The organism is Oscillospiraceae bacterium, assembly GCA_015065085.1.
Lineage (GTDB): Bacteria > Bacillota > Clostridia > Oscillospirales > SIG627 > SIG627.
The window spans coordinates 14,482-39,178 of sequence record SVQW01000001.1 but is presented as its reverse complement, the minus strand read 5'-3'; the positions used below and the strand labels follow the sequence as shown (position 1 = coordinate 39,178).

The 24,697-nt window shown below is 43.8% G+C and carries 24 protein-coding genes; 12 read left to right on the top strand and 12 right to left on the bottom strand.

The window, feature by feature from the left end; all coding sequences use genetic code 11:
- The first annotated feature begins 157 nt into the window (after nucleotides 1-157).
- The 8 genes from nuoE (at nucleotide 158) to E7588_00145 (ending at nucleotide 9,608) form a co-directional block, all read left to right on the top strand.
- On the top strand, nucleotides 158-667 hold the full coding sequence (nuoE, locus tag E7588_00180) for an NADH-quinone oxidoreductase subunit NuoE (protein ID MBE6687677.1): 510 nt from the start codon (nucleotides 158-160) through the stop codon (nucleotides 665-667).
- Entirely contained in the window at nucleotides 664-2,415 is a 1,752-nt protein-coding gene (locus E7588_00175) for an NADH-quinone oxidoreductase subunit NuoF (GenBank protein ID MBE6687676.1), read from the top strand. Before nuoE ends, E7588_00175 begins: the two co-directional genes overlap by 4 nt.
- 9 nt (nucleotides 2,416-2,424) lie before the next feature.
- Nucleotides 2,425-4,458, top strand: a complete 2,034-nt coding sequence (locus E7588_00170; GenBank protein MBE6687675.1) for an FAD-binding protein — start codon at nucleotides 2,425-2,427, stop codon at nucleotides 4,456-4,458.
- A gap of 196 nt (nucleotides 4,459-4,654) precedes the next feature.
- Nucleotides 4,655-4,942: a 30S ribosomal protein S6 gene (locus tag E7588_00165; GenBank protein ID MBE6687674.1), complete on the top strand. Its 288-nt coding sequence runs from the start codon at nucleotides 4,655-4,657 to the stop codon at nucleotides 4,940-4,942.
- Between the two features lie 14 nt (nucleotides 4,943-4,956).
- Nucleotides 4,957-5,400, top strand: a complete 444-nt coding sequence (locus E7588_00160; GenBank protein MBE6687673.1) for a single-stranded DNA-binding protein — start codon at nucleotides 4,957-4,959, stop codon at nucleotides 5,398-5,400.
- Nucleotides 5,401-5,430: 30 nt separating this feature from the next.
- Nucleotides 5,431-5,676, top strand: coding sequence for a 30S ribosomal protein S18 (rpsR, locus tag E7588_00155; GenBank protein MBE6687672.1), 246 nt, complete (start codon nucleotides 5,431-5,433; stop codon nucleotides 5,674-5,676).
- Nucleotides 5,677-5,714: 38 nt separating this feature from the next.
- The gene (gene secG, locus E7588_00150; GenBank protein MBE6687671.1) at nucleotides 5,715-6,206 is read left to right on the top strand and encodes a preprotein translocase subunit SecG; all 492 of its coding nucleotides are present in this window, start codon (nucleotides 5,715-5,717) and stop codon (nucleotides 6,204-6,206) included.
- A gap of 207 nt (nucleotides 6,207-6,413) precedes the next feature.
- Nucleotides 6,414-9,608, top strand: a complete 3,195-nt coding sequence (locus E7588_00145) for a hypothetical protein (GenBank protein MBE6687670.1) — start codon at nucleotides 6,414-6,416, stop codon at nucleotides 9,606-9,608.
- Nucleotides 9,609-10,137: 529 nt separating this feature from the next.
- Here E7588_00145 and E7588_00140 read toward each other — a convergent pair.
- The 10 genes from E7588_00140 to E7588_00095 form a co-directional block, all read right to left on the bottom strand.
- On the bottom strand, nucleotides 10,138-11,409 hold the full coding sequence (locus E7588_00140; GenBank protein ID MBE6687669.1) for an MFS transporter: 1,272 nt from the start codon (nucleotides 11,407-11,409) through the stop codon (nucleotides 10,138-10,140).
- 6 nt (nucleotides 11,410-11,415) lie between these two features.
- Complete coding sequence (locus E7588_00135) at nucleotides 11,416-12,057, bottom strand: histidine phosphatase family protein (GenBank protein MBE6687668.1); 642 nt, start codon at nucleotides 12,055-12,057, stop codon at nucleotides 11,416-11,418.
- On the bottom strand, nucleotides 12,054-13,310 hold the full coding sequence (locus tag E7588_00130; protein ID MBE6687667.1) for a glutamate-5-semialdehyde dehydrogenase: 1,257 nt from the start codon (nucleotides 13,308-13,310) through the stop codon (nucleotides 12,054-12,056). The genes E7588_00135 and E7588_00130 overlap by 4 nt, the downstream gene beginning before the upstream one ends.
- Nucleotides 13,311-13,319: 9 nt before the next feature.
- On the bottom strand, nucleotides 13,320-14,165 hold the full coding sequence (locus tag E7588_00125) for a hypothetical protein (GenBank protein ID MBE6687666.1): 846 nt from the start codon (nucleotides 14,163-14,165) through the stop codon (nucleotides 13,320-13,322).
- Between the two features lie 11 nt (nucleotides 14,166-14,176).
- Nucleotides 14,177-14,596 carry a hypothetical protein gene (locus E7588_00120; protein MBE6687665.1) on the bottom strand — a complete coding sequence of 140 codons (420 nt, stop codon included), beginning with the start codon at nucleotides 14,594-14,596 and terminating at the stop codon, nucleotides 14,177-14,179.
- A 58-nt stretch (nucleotides 14,597-14,654) separates the two neighbouring features.
- Complete coding sequence (serS, locus tag E7588_00115; protein MBE6687664.1) at nucleotides 14,655-15,926, bottom strand: serine--tRNA ligase; 1,272 nt, start codon at nucleotides 15,924-15,926, stop codon at nucleotides 14,655-14,657.
- Nucleotides 15,927-15,947: 21 nt separating this feature from the next.
- The gene (locus tag E7588_00110) at nucleotides 15,948-16,838 is read right to left on the bottom strand and encodes a ParB/RepB/Spo0J family partition protein (protein ID MBE6687663.1); all 891 of its coding nucleotides are present in this window, start codon (nucleotides 16,836-16,838) and stop codon (nucleotides 15,948-15,950) included.
- A 38-nt stretch (nucleotides 16,839-16,876) separates the two neighbouring features.
- A complete protein-coding gene (locus tag E7588_00105; protein MBE6687662.1) occupies nucleotides 16,877-17,659 on the bottom strand; it encodes a ParA family protein in 783 nt (260 codons plus the stop codon).
- A gap of 119 nt (nucleotides 17,660-17,778) precedes the next feature.
- Nucleotides 17,779-18,729, bottom strand: coding sequence for a ParB/RepB/Spo0J family partition protein (locus E7588_00100; protein ID MBE6687661.1), 951 nt, complete (start codon nucleotides 18,727-18,729; stop codon nucleotides 17,779-17,781).
- A 116-nt stretch (nucleotides 18,730-18,845) separates the two neighbouring features.
- Nucleotides 18,846-19,100, bottom strand: coding sequence for an AbrB family transcriptional regulator (locus E7588_00095; GenBank protein ID MBE6687660.1), 255 nt, complete (start codon nucleotides 19,098-19,100; stop codon nucleotides 18,846-18,848).
- Between the two features lie 181 nt (nucleotides 19,101-19,281).
- On the opposite strand from E7588_00095, the gene E7588_00090 reads away from it, so the two are divergent.
- Together E7588_00090 and E7588_00085 are read left to right on the top strand one after the other, a co-directional pair.
- A complete protein-coding gene (locus tag E7588_00090) occupies nucleotides 19,282-19,860 on the top strand; it encodes a hypothetical protein (GenBank protein ID MBE6687659.1) in 579 nt (192 codons plus the stop codon).
- On the top strand, nucleotides 19,860-20,381 hold the full coding sequence (locus tag E7588_00085) for a spore maturation protein (protein ID MBE6687658.1): 522 nt from the start codon (nucleotides 19,860-19,862) through the stop codon (nucleotides 20,379-20,381). Before E7588_00090 ends, E7588_00085 begins: the two co-directional genes overlap by 1 nt.
- A gap of 214 nt (nucleotides 20,382-20,595) precedes the next feature.
- Here E7588_00085 and E7588_00080 read toward each other — a convergent pair whose 3' ends face one another.
- Nucleotides 20,596-20,883: a DUF1294 domain-containing protein gene (locus tag E7588_00080; protein MBE6687657.1), complete on the bottom strand. Its 288-nt coding sequence runs from the start codon at nucleotides 20,881-20,883 to the stop codon at nucleotides 20,596-20,598.
- Between the two features lie 29 nt (nucleotides 20,884-20,912).
- Nucleotides 20,913-22,781, bottom strand: a complete 1,869-nt coding sequence (locus E7588_00075) for a hypothetical protein (GenBank protein ID MBE6687656.1) — start codon at nucleotides 22,779-22,781, stop codon at nucleotides 20,913-20,915.
- Here E7588_00075 and E7588_00070 point away from each other — a divergent pair.
- Nucleotides 22,725-23,306, top strand: a complete 582-nt coding sequence (locus tag E7588_00070; protein ID MBE6687655.1) for a hypothetical protein — start codon at nucleotides 22,725-22,727, stop codon at nucleotides 23,304-23,306. The two genes, E7588_00075 and E7588_00070, sit on opposite strands and share 57 nt — an antisense overlap.
- 75 nt (nucleotides 23,307-23,381) lie before the next feature.
- On the top strand, nucleotides 23,382-24,638 hold the full coding sequence (locus E7588_00065; protein ID MBE6687654.1) for an L-sorbose 1-phosphate reductase: 1,257 nt from the start codon (nucleotides 23,382-23,384) through the stop codon (nucleotides 24,636-24,638).
- Nucleotides 24,639-24,697: the final 59 nt, after the last annotated feature.

Here is a 24,697-nt window from a genome sequence, read left to right as displayed (position 1 = left end):
ATATGATAATTTTTCTGTAATTTTTACAGTTTTTTTGTTTTTTTAGGCTTTTCAACAAAATGGCATGTTATCTTGAAATTACTATTGATTTATGCGTGATTTTATAGTATAATTATGTGGTGTTAAATTAAATGCAACATAGAAAGAGGAACAGAAAATGTGCAACTGTAACTGTAACTGCAACAAAAGCGATCTGTCGCTGATGGATAACGTTCTTGCAGAATATGCAGATATAAGCGGAAGTCTTATCACTATTCTGCAGAAAGCGCAAGATATTTACGGATATCTTCCGACAGATGTGATTTATCATATTGCCGAAAGAACCGGCAGCACTCCGGCAAAAGTAATGGGGGTGGCAACATTTTACACCCAGTTCCGCATGAAGCCGGTAGGAAAATATCTTATCATGCTGTGCCAGGGAACAGCATGCCATGTGAACGGCTCCGAAAGGATACTTTCGGCAATAACCGAAGAATTAGGTATAGGTGACGGTGACACAACAGATGACGGACTTTTCACATTGAAAAATGTGGCTTGTCTGGGATGCTGCAGTCTCTCGCCCGTTATGATGATAAATGAAGAGACATACGGTTCTCTTACTCCCGAAAAAACCGTAAGCATACTGCGTGCTCTTCGTGAACAGACGCAAAAGGGGGATGAACAATGAAAAGAGTAGTAGTCGGTCAGGGCAGCTGCGGAATTGCCGCAGGTGCAGGCAAGGTCTACAATGCGATAAAAAAACATCTTGATACTTCAAAAGCCGTTCTCGGAATCACAGGATGTATCGGTATGTGCTACCTTGAGCCGATTGTAGACATATACGAAGATGACACCCTTATAACACGGCTTGTAAAAGTGTCGGAAAGCGATGCCGCTGACATAGCGAATGCAATTCAAACTGATGATTTTTCAATTACAGAAAAATTGAAAATATCCGATGAAGACAAATCATTTCTTGACAAACAAACACGTATTGCTCTGCGCAACTGTGGTGTAATAGACCCAACGAACATAGATGAGTACATAGCCGCAGACGGTTATTCGGCACTCAGAAAAGCGCTTACACAAATGACACCCGAAGAGGTAATAGAAGAAATAAAAGTATCGGGGCTTGCAGGGCGAGGAGGTGCGGGCTTCCCCACCTGGTTCAAGTGGAACGCTGCAAGAGCTTCCCAATCCGAGCCAAAGTATTTGATATGTAATGCAGACGAGGGCGACCCGGGTGCATTTATGGACCGAGCTGTAATTGAAAGTGACCCGCACAATCTTATTGAAGGTATGATGATAGCAGCATACGCGATAGGTGCACAGCATGCGGTTGTATATGTGCGTGCGGAATATCCGCTTGCCATTATCAGACTCGAAAATGCCATAAAGCAGGCACGTGAAAAAGGTATGTTGGGCGACAATATCATGGGTACGGGCTTTTCCTGCGATATGCGTATAAAAGCAGGTGCAGGTGCATTTGTGTGCGGTGAAGAAACCGCTCTTATCGAATCGTTGGAGGGAAACAGAGGTATGCCCAGACTTAAACCTCCCTTCCCCGCGCAGTGCGGATATAACAATCAGCCTTCCAATATTAATAACGTAGAAACTTTTGCAAATGTGGCATGGATACTTCTCAACGGCGGGCAAAAGTTCTCCGCGATGGGTACCGAAAACAGCAAGGGTACAAAGGTTTTTGCTCTTACAGGCAAAATCAAGCGCGGCGGTCTGGTTGAAGTTCCCATGGGAATGACGCTGAACGATGTTATTTTCGGCATCGGAGGCGGCATTAAAAATGACAAAAAATGCAAAGCCGTACAGATGGGAGGTCCCTCCGGCGGATGTATCCCGATCGATAAATTCGACACCGTAATCGATTACAAAGCTCTGGCGGCGACAGGTGCTATCATGGGCTCGGGCGGCATGGTTGTAATGGATGAATCCACATGTATGGTAGGTATGGCCAAATTCTTTTTAGACTTTACTGCCAAAGAATCCTGCGGCAAATGCGTACACTGCCGTATAGGCACAAAACGCATGCTGGAAATACTCACCCGCATTGTGGACGGCAACGGCAAAGAGGGAGACACCGAGCTTCTTGAAGAGCTTTGCCACGGTATTAAAGACGGAGCGCTGTGCGGTCTTGGACAAACTGCACCCAACCCCGTGCTTACAACTATTAAATATTTCAAGAATGAATATGATGCGCACATCAATAACAAAAAATGTCCCGCAAAGGAATGTACAGCTCTTCTTTCATACACCATCGCTCCGGAGAAGTGTCGCGGATGTACACTTTGTGCGAAAAAATGTCCCGTTTCAGCCATCTCCGGAGAAAAGGGAAAGGCATTCAGCATAGACGGAGAAAAATGCATAAAATGCGGACAATGCATCACACTGTGTAAATTCGGTGCAATATCTGCAGATTGAGGTTTTGAAATGAGTACAATAAACATAACAATAGACGGAAAGAAGGTCTCCGGGAACAGTGGAGACACCATACTTAAAATTGCTTTTGCCAACAAAATAGAAATACCCACCCTGTGCTATCACGAAAAAGTCAAGCTTTACGGTGCGTGCGGTGTATGCGTTGTTGAAGCCGAAGGAATGCCCAAGCTTCTCCGCGCCTGTGCCACAGTTGCAAGCGACGGCATGGTAATACATACGGACAGTCCGCGTGTAAAGCAGGCACGAAAAATAGCACTGGAGCTTCTCATGTCTGACCACAAGGGCGACTGCGTCGGTCCATGCAAGCTTAATTGCCCCGCAGGAACCTCCTGTCAGGAATATGTGAAGCAAATAGCTCTCGGAAATGAAAAAGAAGCGGTAAAAATAATAAAGGAAAAGCTTCCTCTCCCCTCTTCCATCGGCAGAATATGCCCCCATCCGTGCGAAACAGCCTGCCGCAGAAAAATGGTTGAGGAACCCATTTCCATTGCGCATCTTAAGTATTATGCTTCGGATGCAGATTTATTTTCGAATGACAAATATATGCCCGAAGTATCACCCGACACAGGAAAAAAGGTCGCAATAATAGGCGGAGGTCCGGGCGGTCTTACGGCGGCGTATTTCCTGCGCAAAGCAGGTCACGAGGTAACGGTGTATGACGCCATGCCTAAAATGGGCGGTATGCTTCGTTACGGTATTCCCGAGTACCGTCTCCCCAAAGCGATTCTTGATGCAGAAATCGAATCCATTGCTAAGATGGGTGTAAAAATGTTGTGTGACTGCAAAATAGGCAAGGATATTTCATTCGAGGAAATAAAAGCCTCAAACGATGCCACAGTCATAGCTATCGGTGCCTGGAAATCCTCAAAAGTCGGATGCGACGGAGAAAATACCGACGGAGTGTTCGGCGGTATAGATTTCTTACGTGAGGTAGCTCTCGGCAACAAACCCGATATAGGTAAAAATGTTGTTGTTGTAGGCGGCGGAAACACTGCCATGGACGCATGCAGAACAGCAGTACGACTTGGCGCTGAAAACGTCTATGTCATTTACAGAAGAACCCGCAACGAAATGCCCGCCGAAGAAATAGAGTACATTGAAGCGTGCGAGGAAGGTGTAAACTTCAAATTCCTGTGCAACCCTGCCGAAATAATTAGCGAAAACGGAAAGGTAAGTGCCGTAAAGCTTCAGATAATGGAATTGGGTGAACCGGATGCCAGCGGCAGACGCAGTCCCGTTCCGGTTGAAGGAAAATTTGAAATCCTGCAAGCCGACAGTGTTATAGCCGCTATCGGTCAGAAGGTCAACGTAAACGGATTTGACGGTATTGAGCTTAATCAGCGCGGTATAATTTCTGCAGATACAGCCACTTTCCGCACATCATGTGACGGTGTATTTGCTATCGGTGATGCTACAAACCGCGGTGCGGACATCGCTATCAGTGCGATAGGCGAAGCAAACAAAGCAGCAGAGGTCATAAACAGCTATCTTAACGGAAATCAAGTGCCTTACAAAGCTCCCTATCTTTCAAAAACGGAGCCTGCTCCCGACTTCTTTGCAGACCGTCAAAAAATGCCCCGTGTTAAAATGCCTCATCGTCCGGCAGAGGAAAGAAAGCATGACTTCAAAGAAGTTAATCTTGGGCTCACTCGCGAAGCGGCAATGAAAGAAGCATCAAGATGCCTTGAATGCGGATGTCACGACTACGCTGACTGCCGACTCATAAAATACGCCAACATGGTTGAAGGAATAGACCCGGGACGTTTATGCGGTGAACTTCACAGCAGTTTCAAGGAAACGCGTCTTGCTTCCATCGAACGCGACCAGGGCAAGTGTATTCTTTGCAATCTGTGTGTACGTATATGCGAAGAGGATGTCAAAAAAGGTATTCTGGGACTTGTGGACCGCGGATTTAAAACGGTTATTAAGCCCGAATTCAGGGACGACAGTGTTACGGCATTCTGCAGAGATTGTCAAAAGTGCGCCAAGGTATGTCCTACCGGTGCTCTGAAAATAATTAAATAGTTTTATGTATGCAGAGGCGTTTTTAACCGTCTCTGCATATATTTATAAAATGTAAATTTTTTCAAAAAAGGTATTGACAAAATTAAGTGAATATTGTATAATTACTTGTATTGCGGACATATCCGTCCGTATTCCTTGCCTTTCGCATAAGCGTCAGGCCTTTAGTCTATAAGGAGGTGTAAAAGAAGTGGAAAAGATTACTTCTAAGTACGAAACCATTTTCGTTGTCAGCGCAGAGCTTGAAGAAGAAGCGGTTAACACCTTGATCACAAAGTTCAAGGATATGATCAGCGCTAACGGAACAGTTGAAAAGGTGGAAGATTGGGGCAAGAGAAAGCTTGCATACCCCATCGATGACGTAACCGACGGTTACTACACACTTGTTAACTATTCCGCAGCTCACGATTTCCCCGCTGAGCTCGAAAGAGTCTTCAACATCACTGACGGAATTCTTCGTTCCCTTACCGTTAAAGTTGAAGAATAAGGAGGAAAAAAACAATGGCAGCTTTCAATAAGGTTATCTTGATTGGAAATCTTGTTGCAGACCCGGAACTCAAACAGACTCAGACGGGTATTGCCGTTACTTCCTTCACCATTGCCGTCGGTCGCAAGTTTTCCCGCGATTCTTCTCAGCAGCAGACCGATTTCATCAACATTGTTTGCTGGAGAAACACGGCTGAATTTGTGACAAAGTATTTTTCAAAAGGCAAGAGCATTCTTGTTTGCGGATCGCTCCAAACCAGAAATTGGACCGATCAGCAGGGTCAGAAGCATTACATCACCGAGGTTGTAGCTGATGAGGTTTCCTTTGTGGAACGCAAATCCGACAACGCTCCCGGAGCTTCCGCTCCCATGATGAATGCCGAGCCTGCACCTTACAGCAATGCTTCGAAAGATACTGATTTTGAAGAAATGGCTACCGATGAGGATTTGCCGTTCTGAAACGAAAATTTTTAAAGGAGGTTTTTCGTCATGGATAAGGATATGCAGAAAAATTTTAAGAACACCAAGAAGAGAAAAAAATTCTGTGCTTTCTGCGCAGACAAAATTGAGCATATAGACTACAAAGACGTTCCCCGTCTTCGCAAGTTTGTTTCGGAGCGTTCTAAGATTCTTCCCCGCAGAATTACCGGTACTTGCGCTAAGCACCAGAGACAGCTTACAACAGCTATCAAGCGTGCTCGTCATATCGCTATTCTCCCCTATATCAGCGACTAAGCCGATATAGCGTGTAAAATATTTTAGGAGGAATTCAAATGACAATCGTTCTTTGCGTACTTTTGTTATTGATGGCTGTATTTCTGACCGTTGCAGTTCTTATGCAGCACGGTAAGAGCCACAATCTCTCCGGAACTATTGCCGGCGGCGCTGAGACTTTCTTTGGCAAGACCAAAGGTCGTTCTCTTGACGCTATGCTCTCCAAGCTTACTACTATCGTTGCTATAATCTTTGTTATTCTGGTTGTTGTTGTATATGTACTGCAGCCCAACGAAATGGAATACATCGAGATTGACGGCAATGATATTGAAAACAGTGTAGTTGCTGATGATACTGCAACTGAAAACACCGAAGGCGATGCTATTGAAAACGGTGATGCTGTTGTCGAAGACAATGGCGAAGCAGCTGTTGAGAACAACGATGCAGCAGAAGTCACCGATGATACAGTTGCCGAAGGCACTGTTGAAGGCACCGAGCCTGTAACCGAGGGCGAAGCTGATACTCAGGAACAGACTCCCGTAGCTGAATAATAACAAAAGTTTTCACAAAAACCGTTTGTCTGCTTTTGCAGACAAACGGTTTTTATTTGTAAACGCACTTGTACAAAAGCGGTTTTTGCGGTTTGTGTATTTAAGTTACGTTTCAAAAATTCCATAAAAGCGCTTTTATTCCATTTACAATGTGTATATTTTCCACTATACTTGACTCACATTCATATAATATTAAGGAGGAAAAATATGAAAAAAATCCTTATGTTTCTGGCACTTATTTTAGTACTTGTCACAGCTGCTTTTGCCGCAAAGCCAATAGTCTTCACATTTAACACCCAGGAGGACATCAAAACAAACATCACAAACAAAGGTTCTCTCACTGTCGCTCTTGAAGACGGAGTTACAAAGCTCACCAACAAAAGCAATGACCCGTACTTTTTTTTACCGGTAATCAACCTTGATATTGACACCTCGGTATATAAATACATTAAAGTCCGTTTCAAGACCGCTGGCGTTGACGGACGTATAACCGCGCAAATTTTCACCCAAACCGACTCAAGCGGTGAATTGGGTGCCCCCGGAAGTTACACAGAATTGAACTGTGCCGTAAATGCTGATGAATTCACCGAAGCAACATTGGATCTTTCAAAGCTTTCTCTTTACAGCGGTACGCTCAAGCAACTCAGATATGACCCTACTGTTTCCAGGGAAACAACCGATATTTACCTTGACTACATTGCCCTGTTCGACAATGAATATGCGATGATGATGTATCCCGTTGAAGTCACAGAACAAGACATAATCGAGCACGAAAAACAGCTCGAAGAGGCAAAGAATAAAATTCTCAGAACCGAAAAACCGGAAAATATCATATATTCTTTCCGTAGTCTTACAGACTTCAGAAATTATCTCACCAATTCGTATCAAGTAAAAACCGATTTTGACAGCGGTTATCTACGTTTGATAAACAGCGGAAATGACCCGCATATCACACGTACCCTGCCCGAGGAAGAATATTTCTATGCCGATGACCTGAGTGTCTTGAAAATACGCTTCAAAACGGAAGAAAACCTTGGCACAAATCAATCTGCACAAATATTCTTCAGCACCAAAAATGCGCAGATGGGTGATAATGGTACCTACCATCAGGTAGATTTTGTTGCAGACGGTCAGTGGCAGGATCTGATCATCGACATGAAGAAAGATATTTCTTCTTCCGCTTGGAATGGAATCATAACCGGCATACGTTATGACCCACATATCAATTCGGAAAAGATTGCTATCATTCTTGACTACGTGGCACTTTTCCCGAACGTAGAAGCCGCAAAAGCTTATTCTGCAGGTAGCATACTCCCTCCGGAAGGTCATGACACCGTAACCGTAAATTACGGAACACAGAAAATAATTCTCCCTGCCGGAACGGTAAAAGCAGGTGAAGAAATCGAACAGTATTCCATTTCCAATACAACTGCGGAGAATCCCGATAAGATAATAGGTGGTCCGGTTGTAAAGTACACCGATGCACAAGGAAACGAAAATGTTGTGGCGCTTTCACATTCCAATGCAGGCAGAACAATATATGTTGCAAACCGTGCAGGAACCTATGGACTTAAATACAACAGCAAAAAGTATGATGATATTGCGGGACATTGGGGCTACGCAACAATAATGTACGCTTCAAACCGCAATCTTTTCGGTGGTACAAGTCCTACCGAGTTCAGTCCCGACATTGCTATGACCCGCGGTATGTTCATAACAGTGCTGGGAAGAATGCAAAATGTTGACACCGCGCTATATCAAGGGGAAACAGGCTTTGGCGATGTTAATGTTTCAGAGTACTATGCGCCTTATATAAAATGGGCATGCACCTCCGGTATAGCAAGCGGAATTTCCAAAAGCTTGTTTTTCCCGGATGAGCCTATAACGAGAAGCGATATGGCTCTTTACATTTCAAAATACATCAGCATATACGGCTACACCTTCAAAGAAGCTCCCGCTCAAGAATTCACCGACATAGCCTCTCTCGACGAAGCTGTAAAATCAGCGATTTCCTCGGTTCAATCAGTTGGGATCATAAACGGCAAAGGCAACGGAATATTTGACCCCTACGGCAGCTCCACACGTGCAGAGGTTGCAACCGTAATGGCACGTCTTATAAAATCCATACTTGGTCTGGAGCTCGATTTCTTTGAAACAAGCGAAAGTTCAATGGAATTCAAACCGCTTTCAAAGGACAGACTTATTCTCGGTGCATACATCCCCCATCCCGAGGATCTCAATCTTTTTGATGAAAGCCAGGTAAGGGCAATGCACGAGGCAGGCATCAATTTTGCCATACTTCAGCCGCCTCATCTGAGCAACATTTCAAAACAGAACGGCTTTGAATGGTACGAAAGATACGGAATCGAATTTGTATACAGCGATTGGAACGCAATGACGGCAGAGCGCATATTCGACCCATCAAAAGCAAATTACATAGAGGCTTACGCAGATATAATTCCTTATGCAGGTCTCTCCATGGTAGACGAACCCGGATACAATCTCTTCCCCGCCATAGGACAGGGAGTAAAAGAATTCAACGCACTTTACCCGGACAAAATCGCTTACGTCAATCTTCTTCCTCTTTATTCAAGCAACGCACAGCTGGCAGAGGGGGCAGGCGCGGCAGCCATTGAATACTACGAAAGCCAAAAAGATGTCTACTCAAAATACCTTTCCGAATATATTGCAAATGTACCCACGAATTACATTTGCGCCGACATTTACCCCTGCTACACTGCAAAGAAAACATACAAGGAATATGTAAAAGCGATTGAAGCTGTAGCGCGCGCCTGCCGTGAAAGCGGACGTGATTTCTGGGTTGTAAACCAGTGCTGTTACTGGGGAAGCAATCACCGCGCAACAGATGTTGAAGATATTTACTGGCAGGGATATACCGTAATGTCATTTGGTGCCAAAGCCATTATGTACTATGTATACGCAAGCTACAAGGGACATTACGAAACCCCTATTGATGCAAACGGTGAAAAGGCCCCTGCATACTACGCTTTACAGCAGTTCCATAACGAAATCAAGCGTTTTGAGGATGTATACCTCAATTACAGCAATATCGGTGCATTCAACCATAACTATTCTGCCGAGACTTGTCCCTGGCTGGAAATTGACCAACCCTGCAAATTTGATACCATAACCGAAATCAAGTGTGACAAACCTCTGCTTATCGGATGCTTTGAGTCAAAAACCGATGCATCTACCGCATTTACCCTGGTGAATCACAACGACCTTTCGGCACCGGCATCAGCAGAAATCGGATTCAAGGTAGCTTCGGGCACAGTAACAGCTTATATCAACGGCTATCCAACAATCCTAGTTCCGGACGAAAACGGATACTTTAATGTAACGCTTGAAAACGGAAAAGGTGTTTTTGTAACAGTAAAATAACGGCATAAAGCAACACAGGAAATTTTTATTGCCTGGTTCAGTCTGTCGAGAAAGCCGCGCTACCGCGACGAAAATTATTTATTTCAAAAAAGGCACAAGCAAAGCAAAAAACAATTTAACAGCAGGTGATACATCGAATATCGCCTGCTGTTTGTCGCTTTTCGCCGCTTCAAGTCCTTCAGTACTTTCGTACAGCTACAGACTTGAATCGGCAAAATATCATCGCCTTTTCGAAAGACTGTCAGTCTGTCGAGAAAGCCGCGCTACCGCGACGAAAATTACTTATTTCAAAAAAGACAGAAGCAAAGCAAAAAACAATTTAACAGCAGGCGATACATCGAATATCACCTGCTGTTTGTCGCTTTTTGCCGCTTCAAGTCCTTCAGTACTTTCGTACAGCTACAGACTTGAATCGGCAAAATATCATCGCCTTTTCGAAAGACTGTCATCGTATCGACACGTTATTTACACAACGCTATACACATGAAATAAAACTGCATGTGCTGTTTTTTGTTTTTGGTTTTGCATTTTATTCAAATTTATGTCTGTTATGTGCGTAGGTACTTCTGCCCACAAAACAAAGAAGTGTGCCCATTGCCGCCACAGCAAGCCATGTCATAATAATTATATTCCATGAAACGTCATATTCCTGCATAAGACCTATAAGATATGCCGCAACAGCCGCTGCCGCATAGGAGCAGGAATTAAAAAAGCCCGTGAGTGATGATGTTCTGCCGGTTGAAGCAAAACCCAGCGGTATAAATGTAAGGAACATTGTGTTGACACCCAACATACAAGCGGTGGTAATTGCTATGAGAAGAACTGCAAGTATAACGTTATATTTACCTATCAGAAGCAAAAGCCCTACTGTAACCGTACTTACTGCAAACAGAACACCACATGTGGTTATTTCGTTTCCGGTTATTCTTCTGTTTATAAAATTGGCAACAAAGGCACCACTCAGGTTTACTATGGGCAATACCGTAGTGATAAGTGCCGCATCTGATGCCGAAACTCCGAAGAAATCGTAGATATACGTAGATGTCCAGGCATCTACCGCGTCTTTTATTATGCCATTGAACATTATTCCGAAAACGACACACAAAACTCCGCCGCCCCAGATTATCTGCCACAACGAATATTTTTTTTGCACGGGTTCGGATTCAATCTCGGATGTATTATCAACAGGTTTGTTATTATTCCCGGTCATCCAATTTATGTATTTCTTTATTGCAGTTATTCCGAAAAGCCAAATGAACGCCATGGTTATCAGTATTCCCGAACAGATAAAGAACACAAGTCGCCAGTTATTGCCTGACCATTTCAATGTTAAAGATGTAATAACAGTTGAAACAATAGCGCCCACCGGAATAGTGGCACTTATCCATACGGAAGCACCCCGACGGCGGTCATCATTAAGCCAGATAGCATAAGCACGCAAAAGGGGCGACCACAGCATGGAATTAAAAAATCCGTTAAAGCACCAGAACACCGCAAACAGTGCATTCACTGTATTGAGTCCCATTGCAAGATTGGCAATTCCCGCGCCGATAAGACCCGTGAACAACATATATTTCGGCGACACTTTATCACCCACAAGGCCATTCACGAACTGACCGATAGCGTAACAAATAAGGTATCCCGTCAGCGCCGCGCCAAGGACGGATTCGGAATATCCGTTTTCAATCATAGCGGGCATACATGCCTGAAAGTTTTTTCTTCCGATATAACAGACCATGTAAACGCTCCAACACAGTACAATAAGCGCCGAAGCATTGCGATTCATTCTTTTTTCGTTCATAATGTATCAAAAACCTTTCGTCATTTCTGTTATAAGTCCGTCCAGGTGACTGTTTTCACCATAGCTTACAATATCCCACTTCCCGTCATCATAGGTAACCGTGGTTACAGAGGCATTGAGAACATAGTCCGTTCCGTTTATGCTTTCAATGGGCAAGTCTTCAAACGACGCTTTGAGTGTCATTATAGGTGTGGCATGAGTGGAAACCATTATACTCTTACCAATATTATTTTGCACAATATCGGTGACTGCTTCAAAAATCCTTTTTTGCAATTCTCTCACGCTTTCACCGCCGGTACAGCGAGAATTGGCTTTATCATAACGCCATATGCCGTATTCCTCGGGATACTCAGCGATAAGCTCGTCAATGTTCCGGTTTTCCCATTTGCCTGCATATATCTCACGAAGACGGCGGTCTCCGATAATTTCAAGCCCTTTTGACAACGCGACAGGCTTTACGGTATCGATCGCACGCATAAGGTCGCTGGAATAAATCACATCAACCTTTTTATTTTCAAAATACACGGCAACACGCTTTGCCTGCTCGTGGCCTGTTTCGGTAAGCGGACCGTTATGGTGACCATAAAATGTTTTTGTAAGATTACCGAGGCTGTTTCCGTGGCGAATTATATACAAAACTGTTTTCATCTTATCTGACCGTTTCCGGATATAATGTATTTTACGGTTGTAAGCTCCTTGAGTGCCATCGGGCCACGTGCATGAAGCTTTTGAGTGGAAATACCAATTTCGGCACCAAAACCAAATTCCTCGCCATCGGTAAAACGCGTGCTGGCATTGGTATAAACTGCCGCTGCATCCACCTCGGAGGAAAATTTAGTTGAATTTTCAAGGCTTTTTGTTATTATCGCCTCGCTGTGACCGGTATTGTGTTTATTTATGTGGCTGATTGCTTCATCAATGCTTTCAACCGTTTTAACAGAAATTATATAGTCATTATATTCTGTATAAAAATCCTCATCGCTCGCTTCTTTCACATCAAAGCCGTTGAGATATTGTGCGCACTCCCCGCTCGCTCTCACCTCTACACCGTTGGCAATGAGTTTTTCGGTTATGACAGGGAGGAAATCCTTTGCAACAGCACTGTGTACCAACAAATTCTCTGCCGCATTGCATACCGACGGACGCTGTACCTTAGCATTGATGATAATATCACATGCCATATCAAAATCAGCGCTTTCGTCAACGTAAATATGGCAATTACCCGCACCTGTTTCAATAACTGGTACAGTAGAATTCTCGCACACGGCTTTTATAAGCCCTGCACTTCCGCGTGGGATAATAACGTCCACATAGCCGTGAAGCTTCATAAGTGCGTTAGTGTAGTCGCGTGAGGTGCTTTCAATCAGGTTTACACACCCTTTGGGAAAGCCACAAGAAGCAAGCGCTTCGTTTATAACTTTCACAAGCGCTATATTTGAATATATAGCCTCCTTGCCACCGCGAAGTATTACAGCGTTGGAGGATTTAAGACAAAGTGACGCCGCATCCACCGTAACATTTGGGCGTGATTCGTAAATTATGCCTATAACGCCCAGCGGAACGGAAGTTTTGGTTATAACCAACCCGTTGGGGCGTGTAAAGCCCTCCGAGATTCCTGTGGGATCAGGAAGTGCAACCACTTTCCTGACAGAAGCGGCTATCGCTTCAATGCTCTTGCGCGTAAGGGTAAGACGGTCTATCATGCTTTCCTTGATACCGTTATCCCTTGCGGCACAAATATCCTTGGCATTTTCGCCAAGGATATAGTCGGTGTTTTGTGTAAGTGCTTCTGCAATATGTTCCAGTGCTTTATTCTTTTGGTCGGTGCCCGCACGATTGAGAAAACGCGAAGCCTCACCGGCGGTCCGAGCCATAACAACAAGTTCGTCTCTTATTTCCATTTTTCCACCTTACTGTGGCTGTTCCTCGGTAACTTCAATAGCATTATCCTTAAAATAGCCTTCATATTCTCTGCCGCTTGCCCAGATATACTTACCTTTTCCGTTTAGCTTGTTATCCGAGAATTCTCCTTCATAGCGGTCTCCGCTTGCCCAGGTGTATACGCCGGTGCCGGTACGCTTGTCATCCACAAAATCGCCCTCGTATTTGTCGCCGTTGGCAAAATGATAAACGCCCTTTCCGCTCTTTACGTTATTGACAAAGGTTCCTGTATAAACAGCACCGTCGCTCCAGGTATAGGTTCCCTCGCCATCCTTCATATTGTTCTTAAAAGTACCGGTATAGCTGGAGGTTCCGCTTTCGTCGGTCCAGGTATAAGTTCCTTGTCCGTTGCGTTCTCCGTTGAGAAATTCGCCCTCATATTTATCGCCGTTCTTGTAGGTTAATACGCCTGCGCCGGTCATTTGGTCGTTAAAGAAATCGCCATCATATACGTTCCCGTCGGCATAGGTCATAACACCTTTCCCGTGACGCATGAGGTTTTTAATTTCGCCCGAATACTTATCCCCGTTTTCATAAACGATGGCATTATCTTCCAGTTTCAATTCGGATTTTGTGCCATCGGTGTAATAAACCGTGCCCTTTGTGGGAATATCCTGTTTTACTATACCCAGGAACTTGGTTCCGTTATCGCAGGTTATATAACGGTATCCCACAGAAAAATACACGAACAGAAGGGTAAATATAACCGCAAACAGTGCAAGCATCATGACAACAAACATTGGGTTAAGCTTTTTCTTTTTACTTTTTCTGCGAACTGCCTTCGGAGGTGTTCTGCGTGGTTGATTATTATTCATATTAAGTCTCCTTAAAAAATACTATCAGCCAATGAAATTATCACAGGCACAGTCAGTGTCAGAAGATACGCCGCCGCTATAACAAGAAATGACAACAATACAGTGAGAACAAACGATACGCCCTTTGAAGAAAACATTTTGCGTGCCTTTGTGAGCTTCTCATCGGGGATATAATACGCCGCGCCGTCCTGCGTTTTTGATACAACGCCATAAAGAGACTGAGAACCTTTTCCAAGGGCCATTTTAACCATTTTTTCCAAAGGAAGATTCAAGTCGGAAATCCCAACCGCATTATCGGGTGAAAAAGCCTCTTTATCCAGAAGTGCACGTACAAATCTGCCCAAGATGACCTTGTTATAGTAAATGTAAAAATTGCACAGACATATTCCTGCCGCCAGCGACCATATGACTACGTTGAGATAATTATTCATATTATCACCATTTAGTGCATTGCCGAATGTGCCACAGACACATTCGGCTAAAGCTTGATTATTTTATTACTTCGCAACCCATGTATTTCACAAGAGCCTGGGGAACGGTAACGCTTCCGTCCTCGTTCTGATAGTTCTCCAGAATTGCCGCAACGGTACGTCCTATTGCGAGTCCGGAGCCGTTGAGGGTATGTACATATTTTGCCTTATCCTTGGGATCGTTCTTAAATTTGATATCAGCACGTCTTGCCTGATAATCCTCAAAGTCCGAGCAGGAAGATATCTCAACATACCTTCCGTATGAGGGCATATAAACCTCTATATCATAAGTTTTGGCAGAAGAGAAGCCCATATCACCTGTGCAAAGAAGAACAACTCTGTAAGGAAGCCCCAACAAGTCCAGTTTGGATGCCGCATCGTTCGTCAGAGATTCAAGCTCGTCGTAGGAGGTGTCGGGATTGGAGAACTTAACAAGCTCAACCTTATTGAACTGATGCTGTCTTATAAGACCGCGTGTATCGCGTCCCGCGCTTCCCGCCTCTGCTCTGAAGCAAGCAGAGTAAGCACAGTACTTGATGGGAAGTCTTGCACCGTCAAGTATTTCCTTTTTATGCATGTTGGTTACAGGCACCTCGGCAGTAGGAATGAGGAAGTAGTCATCGTTTGCAACCTTGAAAGCATCCTCTTCGAACTTGGGGAGCTGACCCGTTCCGCGCATAGAATCGCGATTTACCATGTAGGGAGGGAACACCTCGGTGTAACCCGACTCGGTGTGATTGTCAAGATAGAAATTGATAACCGCGCGTTCAAGTCTTGCACCAAGGCCCTTGTAGAAATGGAAGCGTGCACCTGTTACCTTTGCGGCACTATCGGGATCAAGTATACCCAAATCCTTACCAATATCCCAATGAGCCTTTGGCTCAAAGCCGAATTCTCTGGGGGTTCCGCTTCTTCTGATTTCAACATTATCCTTATCATCCGCTCCCACGGGAACACTGGGATGGGGAACGTTTGGAATATTGAGAAGAATAGTCTCTATCTGAGTGTCAATTTCGTTTACACGCTCATCATCTTTTTTAATGGTGGCGGCAATTTCCTTCATTTCGGCAAAAATGGGTGCAACGTCCTTGCCTTCCTTTTTCATCTGGGGAATCTGCTTATTGATGGCGTTCTGATTTGCCTTTTTGGTTTCAACATCTGCGATAAGTGCACGTCTTTCGGCATCCAGCGTCATAAGAGCATCAATGTCAGCATCGTAGCTCTTCTGACGGTCAGCAAGTCTCTTTTTATAATATTCGGGGTTTTCCTTGATAAGTTTTATATCAAGCATTTATATTACTTCCTTTCGGTTTTAATTTTCGTTTAATACTGTTTTTATATCATTTCTGCACAAAAGCGACAAAATTTCTTCCAAATCGTCATTATCAAAATATTCCAGTACCAGTGAACCGCTTTCCTTACCGGAATTATATTTGATATTTACCCTTCTGCCAAGCTCAGAGGAAAGCTTTCTTTCGGTCTCTTTCATATAAGCATCCTTTGAAAGCTCCTGCTGGCTCTTTTGAGCCTTGGGTGAATTAATCTGTTTCACAAGCGATTCCACCGAGCGAACCGACATTGCTTTTTCGGTAATCATTTTGCAAATATCGGGAATTCTTTCAGCATCCTTCAATCCAAGGAGAGCTCTGGCATGCCCGGCGGAAATTCTTTTTTCCTTAAGAAGTGTCAGCGCTTCCGCCGGAAGATTGAGAAGTCGGAGAGCGTTTGTTATAACCGTTCTGGACTTGCCTACTTTTTTTGCGGCTTCCTCCTGAGTGATGTTAAAATCGGTAATAAGCCTGTGATATCCGTTAGCCTCATCAACGGGATTGAGGTCCTCACGCTGAAGATTTTCAATAAGCGCGATTTCCGCCGCTTCCATATCTTCAATATCGCGTATTATTACGGGGACTTCATCCAGTCCCGCAAGCTTCGAAGCACGCCAACGGCGCTCGCCTGCGATTATTTTGTAGTTACCGTTTGCAAGAGGGCGTACTACAATAGGCTGAATAACGCCGTGAAGCGCTATGGACTGTGCCAATTCATCAAGAAGTGCCGCATCAAAGCTCTTACGATGCTGGTCTTTATCCGGCTCTATACATGATATACGCAGGGTTGTTATTTCATTGGGGTTTTGTGTTGTTATTTCATTTTCGGCAAAAAGCGCATTAAGACCTTTGCCGAGTCCGGTGGGTCTTGACATAATACTTATCCTTTTTTCACGCTCAGGTGAAAGCTCCTTTAATTGTTTGAGGCTTCTGCCGGGCTTTTGGAAATGATTTCTTTTGCAATTTCCAGATAAGCAAGACTGCCTTTTGAATATTTATCATAATAGATTATCGGCATACCGTGGCTGGGTGCTTCGCTCAGACGCACATTACGCGGAACGGCATTTTTGTACACCTTGTCGGGAAAATATTTCTTTATTTCCTCCATAACCTGAATAGACAGATTCAATCTGCCGTCGTACATCGTGAGTATTACTCCGTCCAAAGTAAGCTGAGGGTTATAAAGCCTTTTGACCTGCTTTATGGTAAAAACAAGCTGTGAAAGTCCTTCAAGTGCGTAGTACTCGCACTGCATGGGAACAATCACTCTGTCTGATGCGGCAAGAGCATTCAGTGTAAGCATGCCGAGTGACGGCGGGCAATCGATGATTATGTAGTCATATTTATCGTAAATCTGCCAAAGGCTTTTACGAAGTATGCATTCACGGTTTTCACGTTCTGCCAGCTCGATTTCTGCGCCTGCAAGATTTATATTTGATGGCACTACATCAAGATTTTTATACTTTGTATGAATAACCGCATCATTCATGTCAGCCGATCCGCTGAGCACATCGTATATGGAAAACGCAGCATCTTTTTTGTTGACACCCACTCCGCTGGTGGCATTTCCCTGAGGGTCAATATCGCAAAGTAAAGTTCTCTTTCCAAAAAAGCCGAGACCGGCGGAAATATTTACAGCCGAAGTGGTTTTGCCCACGCCGCCTTTCTGATTTATCAAAGCAATTATAACAGCCATTTCCGCTTCACCTCCGCGTTTTTTCAGGCGAAAAACAGCTTTCGTCAAGCCGTATCTCCGCAGATAAGTATATTATATCAAAAACAGTATTAAAAGTCAATAAGCTGACATATAATTAATTAAAAGTTTTCCTTGTCTTTTTTCTTTTTTCCAGACACATTTATGGTGTATGATATATTTTCGTCATCCATAACCTTTTCACAGTGTATGTCCACACCTGCATTTTTTACCAGCTCCACCGCATGGTCAATGGAATTGACAAACAGACGTATGTCGCCCAGAACAAACCTACGCACGGGATGCGGTTTTATATTGTGCCGAGGCGGTTGCTTGGGAGCAGGTCGGTTCATGAATTCATCTATAAACTGTCTGCACCCCGCCGACGGTACACCCTTATCGGCAATAAGCCGCATAAGGTGGAGACGCACATGGGAATTATCGATTTTCAAAAGAGGTTCTATATGCTCCCTTGTAAGAGAGGATCGGCATATTATATCCTTTTCCTCTGCGGAAAGTCTCAAGGTTTCCATCATAAATGACATTTCGTTCCGGTACACCGAAAGATTTTCACAAGCCTGACTTCTTGACAAATCAAATCGTCTTACAAGAGTCTGGGCACATTGAGCCTTTTCGACAAGATTTAGCGGTTCCCGCAGTGTATTTTCGGCGTAAGCCAGTTCAAATGCGGTTTTTCTGCTGATATTTTCCATGATTATACATGGAATTTCGTCAAGGTCAACAAGCTGTGCGGCACGCATACGCCGTTCGCCGAATATAATTTCATATTTACCTGCGGTACATCTTCTCACTCCGATCGGCTCTATGATACCGTATCTTCGTATGCTGTCGGCGAGACGTATTATACTCTCGCCGTCATAATTCTTGCGAGCCTGAAAAGGGCACGGTAAAATAAGCTCGGCGGGAATGTATCTCACGTTCTGCCGTGGGGCATAACGGTCAATGCTCTGCGTCCTGGTGCGTCCGGGGAAAAAAATCAGTTTATTCATATTCAACCCTCCAAAATTTATTACAGTGTAATTGTATAATATTGCACTGCAAAAAGCATGCATTTTCCGCCGTCGTAATAAATACGGTTTTGGCACCGCGGCTCATTTTCAGATATTTATGGTCGAAATAAAAAAGCGAAGTACCGATTTCACGATACTTCGCCTTGTTACGACAATACTTAATGATTTTTCCCTGCGTTTCTGATGGTGTTTATGCAGTTCATGCAAATCGGCTTGCCCTGAAATTCCTTAAGGTTTTCGGTAGCTCGGCAGAATATACAGGATGGGGTTTTTTTGCGGATGGTGATAACGTCGTTTTCACACGAAATCTCAAGATTGTCAAAGTCACCTATATCAAGACGGTTTCGGATTTCTTTTGGGATAACAACACGTCCAAGTGTATCAATGGTACGAACGGAAATAGTCTCTTTCATTACAAATTCACACTCCTGTCAGGATAGATTATTGTACAACATGTATTATCGGGGACATCATAACAAAATTCGACATAAAAATCAAGTTTTTCTACATAAATTAACAAATTTAAAAACATTTTTTTGCATTTTCCAGTAATTGTTAAATGAAAATTCATATTATTTTACGAGGGATTTTTTTATGATCGGCAAAGCATATTCTGCCATAATTATTGCGGCTGTTATTTTTTCGGCACTTAACGGAAAACTGGGAGAACTGAGCGGCGAATGTATAAAAGGGGCGGTGAATGCCGTAAAATTCATGCTCGAATTGGGGGCTATGACAGGGTTCTGGTGCGGTATTATGAATGTGTTTGAAAAATGCGGATTGCTTGACATTTTCGCACGCATAATACGTCCTGTTCTGAAAGTATTTTTCCCGGATGCTTCAAAGAAAAATGCTGCCATGCAGGAAATATCCGTAAATGTATGTGCCAATTTTCTGGGGCTGGGAAACGCCGCCACGCCTGCAGGAATAACTGCTATGAAAAAAATGAAGGAGGCGGGTGTACACACCAATGACATGGTGATGCTGAGTGTACTGAACACAGCTTCGCTTCAATTGATTCCGACAACGCTCATTTCGCTGCGTACGATGGCTAACTCACAAAATGCGTATGAAATTATGCCGCCCGTATGGATATGCTCCGCAGCAACGGTTGCATTTGCCCTGGCAATCACAAAAGGGCTTTCCGCATTTTCTAAAGAAGGTAAACGGTAATGGAAAAAATAAGTGTATTTGCCATTCCCGCCATAATGACAGCATTTGCTTTTACTGTGATATTTTCAAGAAACGATATGCATACGGCATTTACAAGCGGTGTGATAAGAGGCTTTAAAACCGCTTTTGAGCTTACCCCCGTCATGATAATACTTATGTCATCTATTTATATGCTGAACATAAGCGGATTTACCGACACGCTCGGCGGAATACTGACACCCGTTCTCGGCAAAATCGGCATACCGTCAGAAATAGTTCCACTCATTCTTCTGAGGCCTGTTTCGGGGAGCGGTGCAACCGCAATGGTAAACGATATTTTAATTAAATACGGGGCTGATTCTTTCGCAGGAAGATGCGCTTGCGTGCTTGCCGGATGTACTGACACGATACTATACACGGTTTCGGTATATTTCGGCGCGGTGAATATAAAAAACACGCGCCACGCCCTGCCTGCGGCATTTGCCACCCAGATATTTGCCGTAATCATATCCTGTCTTGCTGTGCGGATATTCTTTAGCTGACAAAACAATACCGCCACGAACTATTCGAGGCGGTATTGTCCAAAGGAGAAAAATTGTATCTCTCAATCACCTGTCTGACGGCAGATGACAGGAGTAATCAAAAAATTTTATCCCAACAACTATTCACAGTATATACCATTTTGAGCAAATTGTCAATATTTTTTAAAAAGTTTTTTCATTTTTTGTCAATCTTGTCGCTTTTCCACAATTCAAATCACGCAAAATATACATATGCAACAACAAGCCCAATGTGAAAAAATACCATGAGAGGAAGCAAAATCATAAACTTTGCATGTTTTGTTTTATGGCGTATCATCTGCATAACGCAATACATCGGAAGAGCTCCGCCGATAAGTCCCGTAAGCAAAAGATTTTTTTCGCTTATCCTGCTCCAGCCTGCCTTTGCAGCAAGCTTATCATACACGGTAATAACGGCAGAAACAACCCAGACAACCGCCAAATACAACAATATCATTTTCATATGTACACCAAATCCTTTCATTCAGATTTTAGCATACAACACGAATTTTGTCAAGCCGGCAGTATTCTCCACGCCAGCGCATATGTTTCATCACGGGCATCCCGGTTTTGTGAATTTACTGCTTTAAGTATATGTTCTCCCGACACACCGGAAGTGTACTCAATCACTTTGACATTTTCACGTATTGAATCAGAGAATGCGGCGCGTGTACCTCCCGGTGTATGTAGTTCAAGAGTGATGTTGCCCGTAAAGCCACTTGAAATATCCTGTGGGGATTTAAAGTAGCAAAGCACAGCACGCACCGTCTGCCCTTTTCTCAGCATAATCGATGTATTTTCGCTTTTTCCCAAAGACAGTGTTCCGCTTTTGAATTCCGTACTTTCAAGTGATGAAACGGAATCCAAAAGTCCTGCACCGCTTTTAACGCGAAGTCTGTCAAATTCCGCAACCGGAGGGTCGTCACGTGAATCTATCGCACGTGGATTTGCACCGCATAAAAGCACCGCTTTTATGATAAGAGGCGAAAATGCCGCCCGGGGGTATTTTTCAACAATCTGCGCTGCAACTCCGGTTACATACGGGGCGGCGAAGCTGGTACCGTACAGATTGAATTCTATTTTTCCGACGCTGTTTATGTAATGTACGTAAGTTCCGGGAGCAGATATATCAGGCTTGTTCGGAAGATACTCTGCCTGAATGTATGCAGAGCAGTCGTCCTGCGCTTTGCAAAACATTTGATACGGTGGCATTTCTGCAGTTTCGCGAGAATCTTTTGTTTGCGCATTCCCCACCGTGATACCGTTACATGCCGTTGCCGGGCTTGAAACGAAGCTTGCATTGCCCGCAGAGGTCACAAAACAAAACCCCACATTATAAATGAGTGTGTCTATCTGGAAATCAAAGTCACTGTATTCGCCATCCGGGAACGCTTCGCCGGCGCTGTAATTAATGATTGATGCTCCGTTATCAACACATTTTTCTATCGCCTCATACATTCCGATTTTATCAAAAGACGGAGCAAAATACACTGTACTCAACGGTGCGACACCGCGATACTCAACCACGTCAAAGCTAACGCTTTTTCCAACTATTATACTTGTAACAACAGTGGAATGTACCGCCTCTTCTGTTGCCGACGCCCCCTCAAGGTACACAATCCGTCCCTGTTCTTCAAGTCCGGTAAGCTGAAGCGCCTGTGGAATAAATGTAAGATTTTGGGCTGAAACTACCCCTATACCAACGCCGTTCCCCAGATACGGAGGAAAGGATACTGAGTGCGAGCCTGTTATATTGTCAGATTTTATCTGACGTGAAATAATATCGCTCTGGTGATTGACGATCGGTACATCCTCATATAGCGTAACGCTTTGAACACAAGCATCTTTCCTCACGGCGATCGCTTCGCGTTCGGTAAGTTCTGCTATCATATAGTGTGAATATCCGCTTGAATGTATGGGGTGAATACCGTGACGGGCTGCAAATTCCGTGTTAATCCGGGTATAATGTTTTTTCATGGCATAACGCTTATTTCTGATATTTTCCAATGCCTCGGGCGAAGTGTCCGCATGCACAGAAATGTAATCAAATCGGGCATTATCATGCAAACGAAGCGAATATTTATTTTTAGATTCAGGCATAGTTTTTCTCCTTTTGATAATTTTAAAAATTATATTGAAAAAGCAGGAAAATTGTAGTATAATGTCAAAGGTGATTTTATGAACGAAAGATTTGAAAAGGCACGCGGGCAAGTGGTTTTCGCCATGAAGGAATATGCCGGCTTCGGAACCTACGGCGAAAAGAGCATACACGCGGTACTGAAGCGTTATATCGAGCCCGATACCGACTTTCACGAAGTGGGTGTTATGGGAAGTATAGCAGATATCTGCCGCGATGGTAAAATTTTTGAAATACAGACTCATTCTCTGTACAGGCTGAAAACAAAGCTGGAAAAATTTCTGCCTTACTACAAGGTATGCGTAGTATTTCCCGTTGTTGCACAAAAAACGGTTTACAAGCTTAACCCCGATAGCCTTGAGGTGTCGGGAAAGAGAAAATCTCCAAAAAAAGGCTCTGTCTACGATTTTCTTCCCGAGGTATACGGTCTTCGTCAGTTAATTGATAACGAAAATCTTTCATTTTGCATAATGGTAATAAACGCTTCGGAATACCGTGTTCCATCCGCAAAAGGAGCCGGACACCGCGGGGTAAAATTTGATATGGTGCCGGATGAGCTTATATGTGAAATAAGTCTTAACTCCGCGAAGGATTTCGTAAAGCTTCTCCCCCTTGATCTGCCGGAAAAATTCGGTTCCCTTGAATACGCCAAATCAACGCATATACATCGAAGTGATGCCGCAATTTCTCTTAACATTCTCGCAAAATGCGGAATAATTGAAAAAATAGACAAAAAAGGCAATGCTTTTGTTTACAGAATTATAGAATAAAGGTATTGATATTTTTAAAAAAAGATATTATAATATATAATGTATAAATAAATATTTTGAAAGGAATTTAAAACTATGAAAACTAAAGCAGTAAGACTCCATGGTCAGAACGACCTGAGATTAAGCGAATTTGAGCTTCCCGCAATAAAGGATGATGAGATACTTGCTCACATTATCTCCGACAGTATCTGCATGTCTTCCTACAAAGCGGCAATCCAGGGCTCCAACCACAAGAGAGTTCCCGAAGGTCTGGCTGAAAAGCCCATCATCATCGGTCATGAATTCTGCGGTGAAATTGTCGAAGTAGGTAAAAAATGGGCTGACCAGTATAAGCCCGGTGATAAATTCGTTATCCAGCCCGCGCTGGACGGCAGACTTACAACTCCCGGTTATTCTTTTGAATATATCGGCGGTGCCTCAACTTATGTTGTTATCCCCAGTGTTGTAATGGAATGCGACAGCCTTCTCAAGTATGATGGCGATGCATACTTCTACGGTTCTCTCGCAGAGCCTATGTCCTGCATCGTTGGCGGTTTCCACGTAAACTATCACACCAAGAGCGGAAGTTATGTTCATGAAATGGGTATCGTTGAAGGCGGTAACATGGCAATTCTTGCCGGTGCAGGTCCTATGGGTCTGGGCGCTATCGACTACGCTATCCACTGCGACAGAAAGCCTTCTCTTGTTGTTGTTACTGACATTAACGACGAACGTCTTGCAAGAGCGGCTGAAATTCTCTCTCCCGAAATTGCCGCAAAAGAAGGTGTAACTCTCAAATATATCAATACAGCAAACATGGCTGACCCCACTGCTGAGCTTATGGCGCTCACCAACGGTAGCGGTTACAACGATGTCTATGTTTACGCCCCTGTTAAGCCTGTTGTTGAAATGGGCGATGCTCTTCTTGCCAAAGACGGCTGTCTCAACTTCTTTGCAGGTCCTACCGATCCCAAATTCAATGCAAGCTTCAACTTTTACAACGTACACTATGCCGCAACCCATATCGCAGGTAACTCCGGCGGTAACACAGACGACCTTATCGAATCCATCAAGATGATGGAAGAAGGAAAGATTGACCCCTCTGCAATGGTTACTCACATCGGCGGTCTTAATGCAGTTGCGGAGACCACCCTCAATCTGCCCAAGATTCCCGGCGGTAAAAAGCTTATTTACACCAACATCGACCTTGAGCTTACTGCTATTGATGATTTTGAAAAGCTTGGCGAAAAGGATCCCATGTTCGCAGAGCTTGCACGCATAACCAAGGCTAACAGAGGCCTGTGGTGCGCAGAGGCTGAAAAATATCTTCTTGCAAACGCAAAGGCTATATAATTACAATATTTGAAGAAAGGATGTATACCGCTTGAGTTTTCTCAAGCGGTACAACCATT

What these genes read in the sequence shown, in the direction of transcription:
- nuoE (MBE6687677.1), top strand. Translation starts at nt 158, where the DNA reads ATGTGCAACTGTAACTGTAACTGCAACAAAAGCGATCTGTCGCTGATG.
- E7588_00175 (MBE6687676.1), top strand. Translation starts at nt 664, where the DNA reads ATGAAAAGAGTAGTAGTCGGTCAGGGCAGCTGCGGAATTGCCGCAGGT.
- E7588_00170 (MBE6687675.1), top strand. Translation starts at nt 2,425, where the DNA reads ATGAGTACAATAAACATAACAATAGACGGAAAGAAGGTCTCCGGGAAC.
- E7588_00160 (MBE6687673.1), top strand. Translation starts at nt 4,957, where the DNA reads ATGGCAGCTTTCAATAAGGTTATCTTGATTGGAAATCTTGTTGCAGAC.
- rpsR (MBE6687672.1), top strand. Translation starts at nt 5,431, where the DNA reads ATGGATAAGGATATGCAGAAAAATTTTAAGAACACCAAGAAGAGAAAA.
- secG (MBE6687671.1), top strand. Translation starts at nt 5,715, where the DNA reads ATGACAATCGTTCTTTGCGTACTTTTGTTATTGATGGCTGTATTTCTG.
- E7588_00145 (MBE6687670.1), top strand. Translation starts at nt 6,414, where the DNA reads ATGAAAAAAATCCTTATGTTTCTGGCACTTATTTTAGTACTTGTCACA.
- E7588_00140 (MBE6687669.1), bottom strand. Translation starts at nt 11,409, where the DNA reads ATGAACGAAAAAAGAATGAATCGCAATGCTTCGGCGCTTATTGTACTG.
- E7588_00135 (MBE6687668.1), bottom strand. Translation starts at nt 12,057, where the DNA reads ATGAAAACAGTTTTGTATATAATTCGCCACGGAAACAGCCTCGGTAAT.
- E7588_00130 (MBE6687667.1), bottom strand. Translation starts at nt 13,310, where the DNA reads ATGGAAATAAGAGACGAACTTGTTGTTATGGCTCGGACCGCCGGTGAG.
- E7588_00125 (MBE6687666.1), bottom strand. Translation starts at nt 14,165, where the DNA reads ATGAATAATAATCAACCACGCAGAACACCTCCGAAGGCAGTTCGCAGA.
- E7588_00120 (MBE6687665.1), bottom strand. Translation starts at nt 14,596, where the DNA reads ATGAATAATTATCTCAACGTAGTCATATGGTCGCTGGCGGCAGGAATA.
- serS (MBE6687664.1), bottom strand. Translation starts at nt 15,926, where the DNA reads ATGCTTGATATAAAACTTATCAAGGAAAACCCCGAATATTATAAAAAG.
- E7588_00110 (MBE6687663.1), bottom strand. Translation starts at nt 16,838, where the DNA reads ATGTCAAGACCCACCGGACTCGGCAAAGGTCTTAATGCGCTTTTTGCC.
- E7588_00105 (MBE6687662.1), bottom strand. Translation starts at nt 17,659, where the DNA reads ATGGCTGTTATAATTGCTTTGATAAATCAGAAAGGCGGCGTGGGCAAA.
- E7588_00100 (MBE6687661.1), bottom strand. Translation starts at nt 18,729, where the DNA reads ATGCATGCTTTTTGCAGTGCAATATTATACAATTACACTGTAATAAAT.
- E7588_00095 (MBE6687660.1), bottom strand. Translation starts at nt 19,100, where the DNA reads ATGAAAGAGACTATTTCCGTTCGTACCATTGATACACTTGGACGTGTT.
- E7588_00090 (MBE6687659.1), top strand. Translation starts at nt 19,282, where the DNA reads ATGATCGGCAAAGCATATTCTGCCATAATTATTGCGGCTGTTATTTTT.
- E7588_00085 (MBE6687658.1), top strand. Translation starts at nt 19,860, where the DNA reads ATGGAAAAAATAAGTGTATTTGCCATTCCCGCCATAATGACAGCATTT.
- E7588_00080 (MBE6687657.1), bottom strand. Translation starts at nt 20,883, where the DNA reads ATGAAAGGATTTGGTGTACATATGAAAATGATATTGTTGTATTTGGCG.
- E7588_00070 (MBE6687655.1), top strand. Translation starts at nt 22,725, where the DNA reads ATGGGAAGTATAGCAGATATCTGCCGCGATGGTAAAATTTTTGAAATA.
- E7588_00075 (MBE6687656.1), bottom strand. Translation starts at nt 22,781, where the DNA reads ATGAGTCTGTATTTCAAAAATTTTACCATCGCGGCAGATATCTGCTAT.
- E7588_00065 (MBE6687654.1), top strand. Translation starts at nt 23,382, where the DNA reads ATGAAAACTAAAGCAGTAAGACTCCATGGTCAGAACGACCTGAGATTA.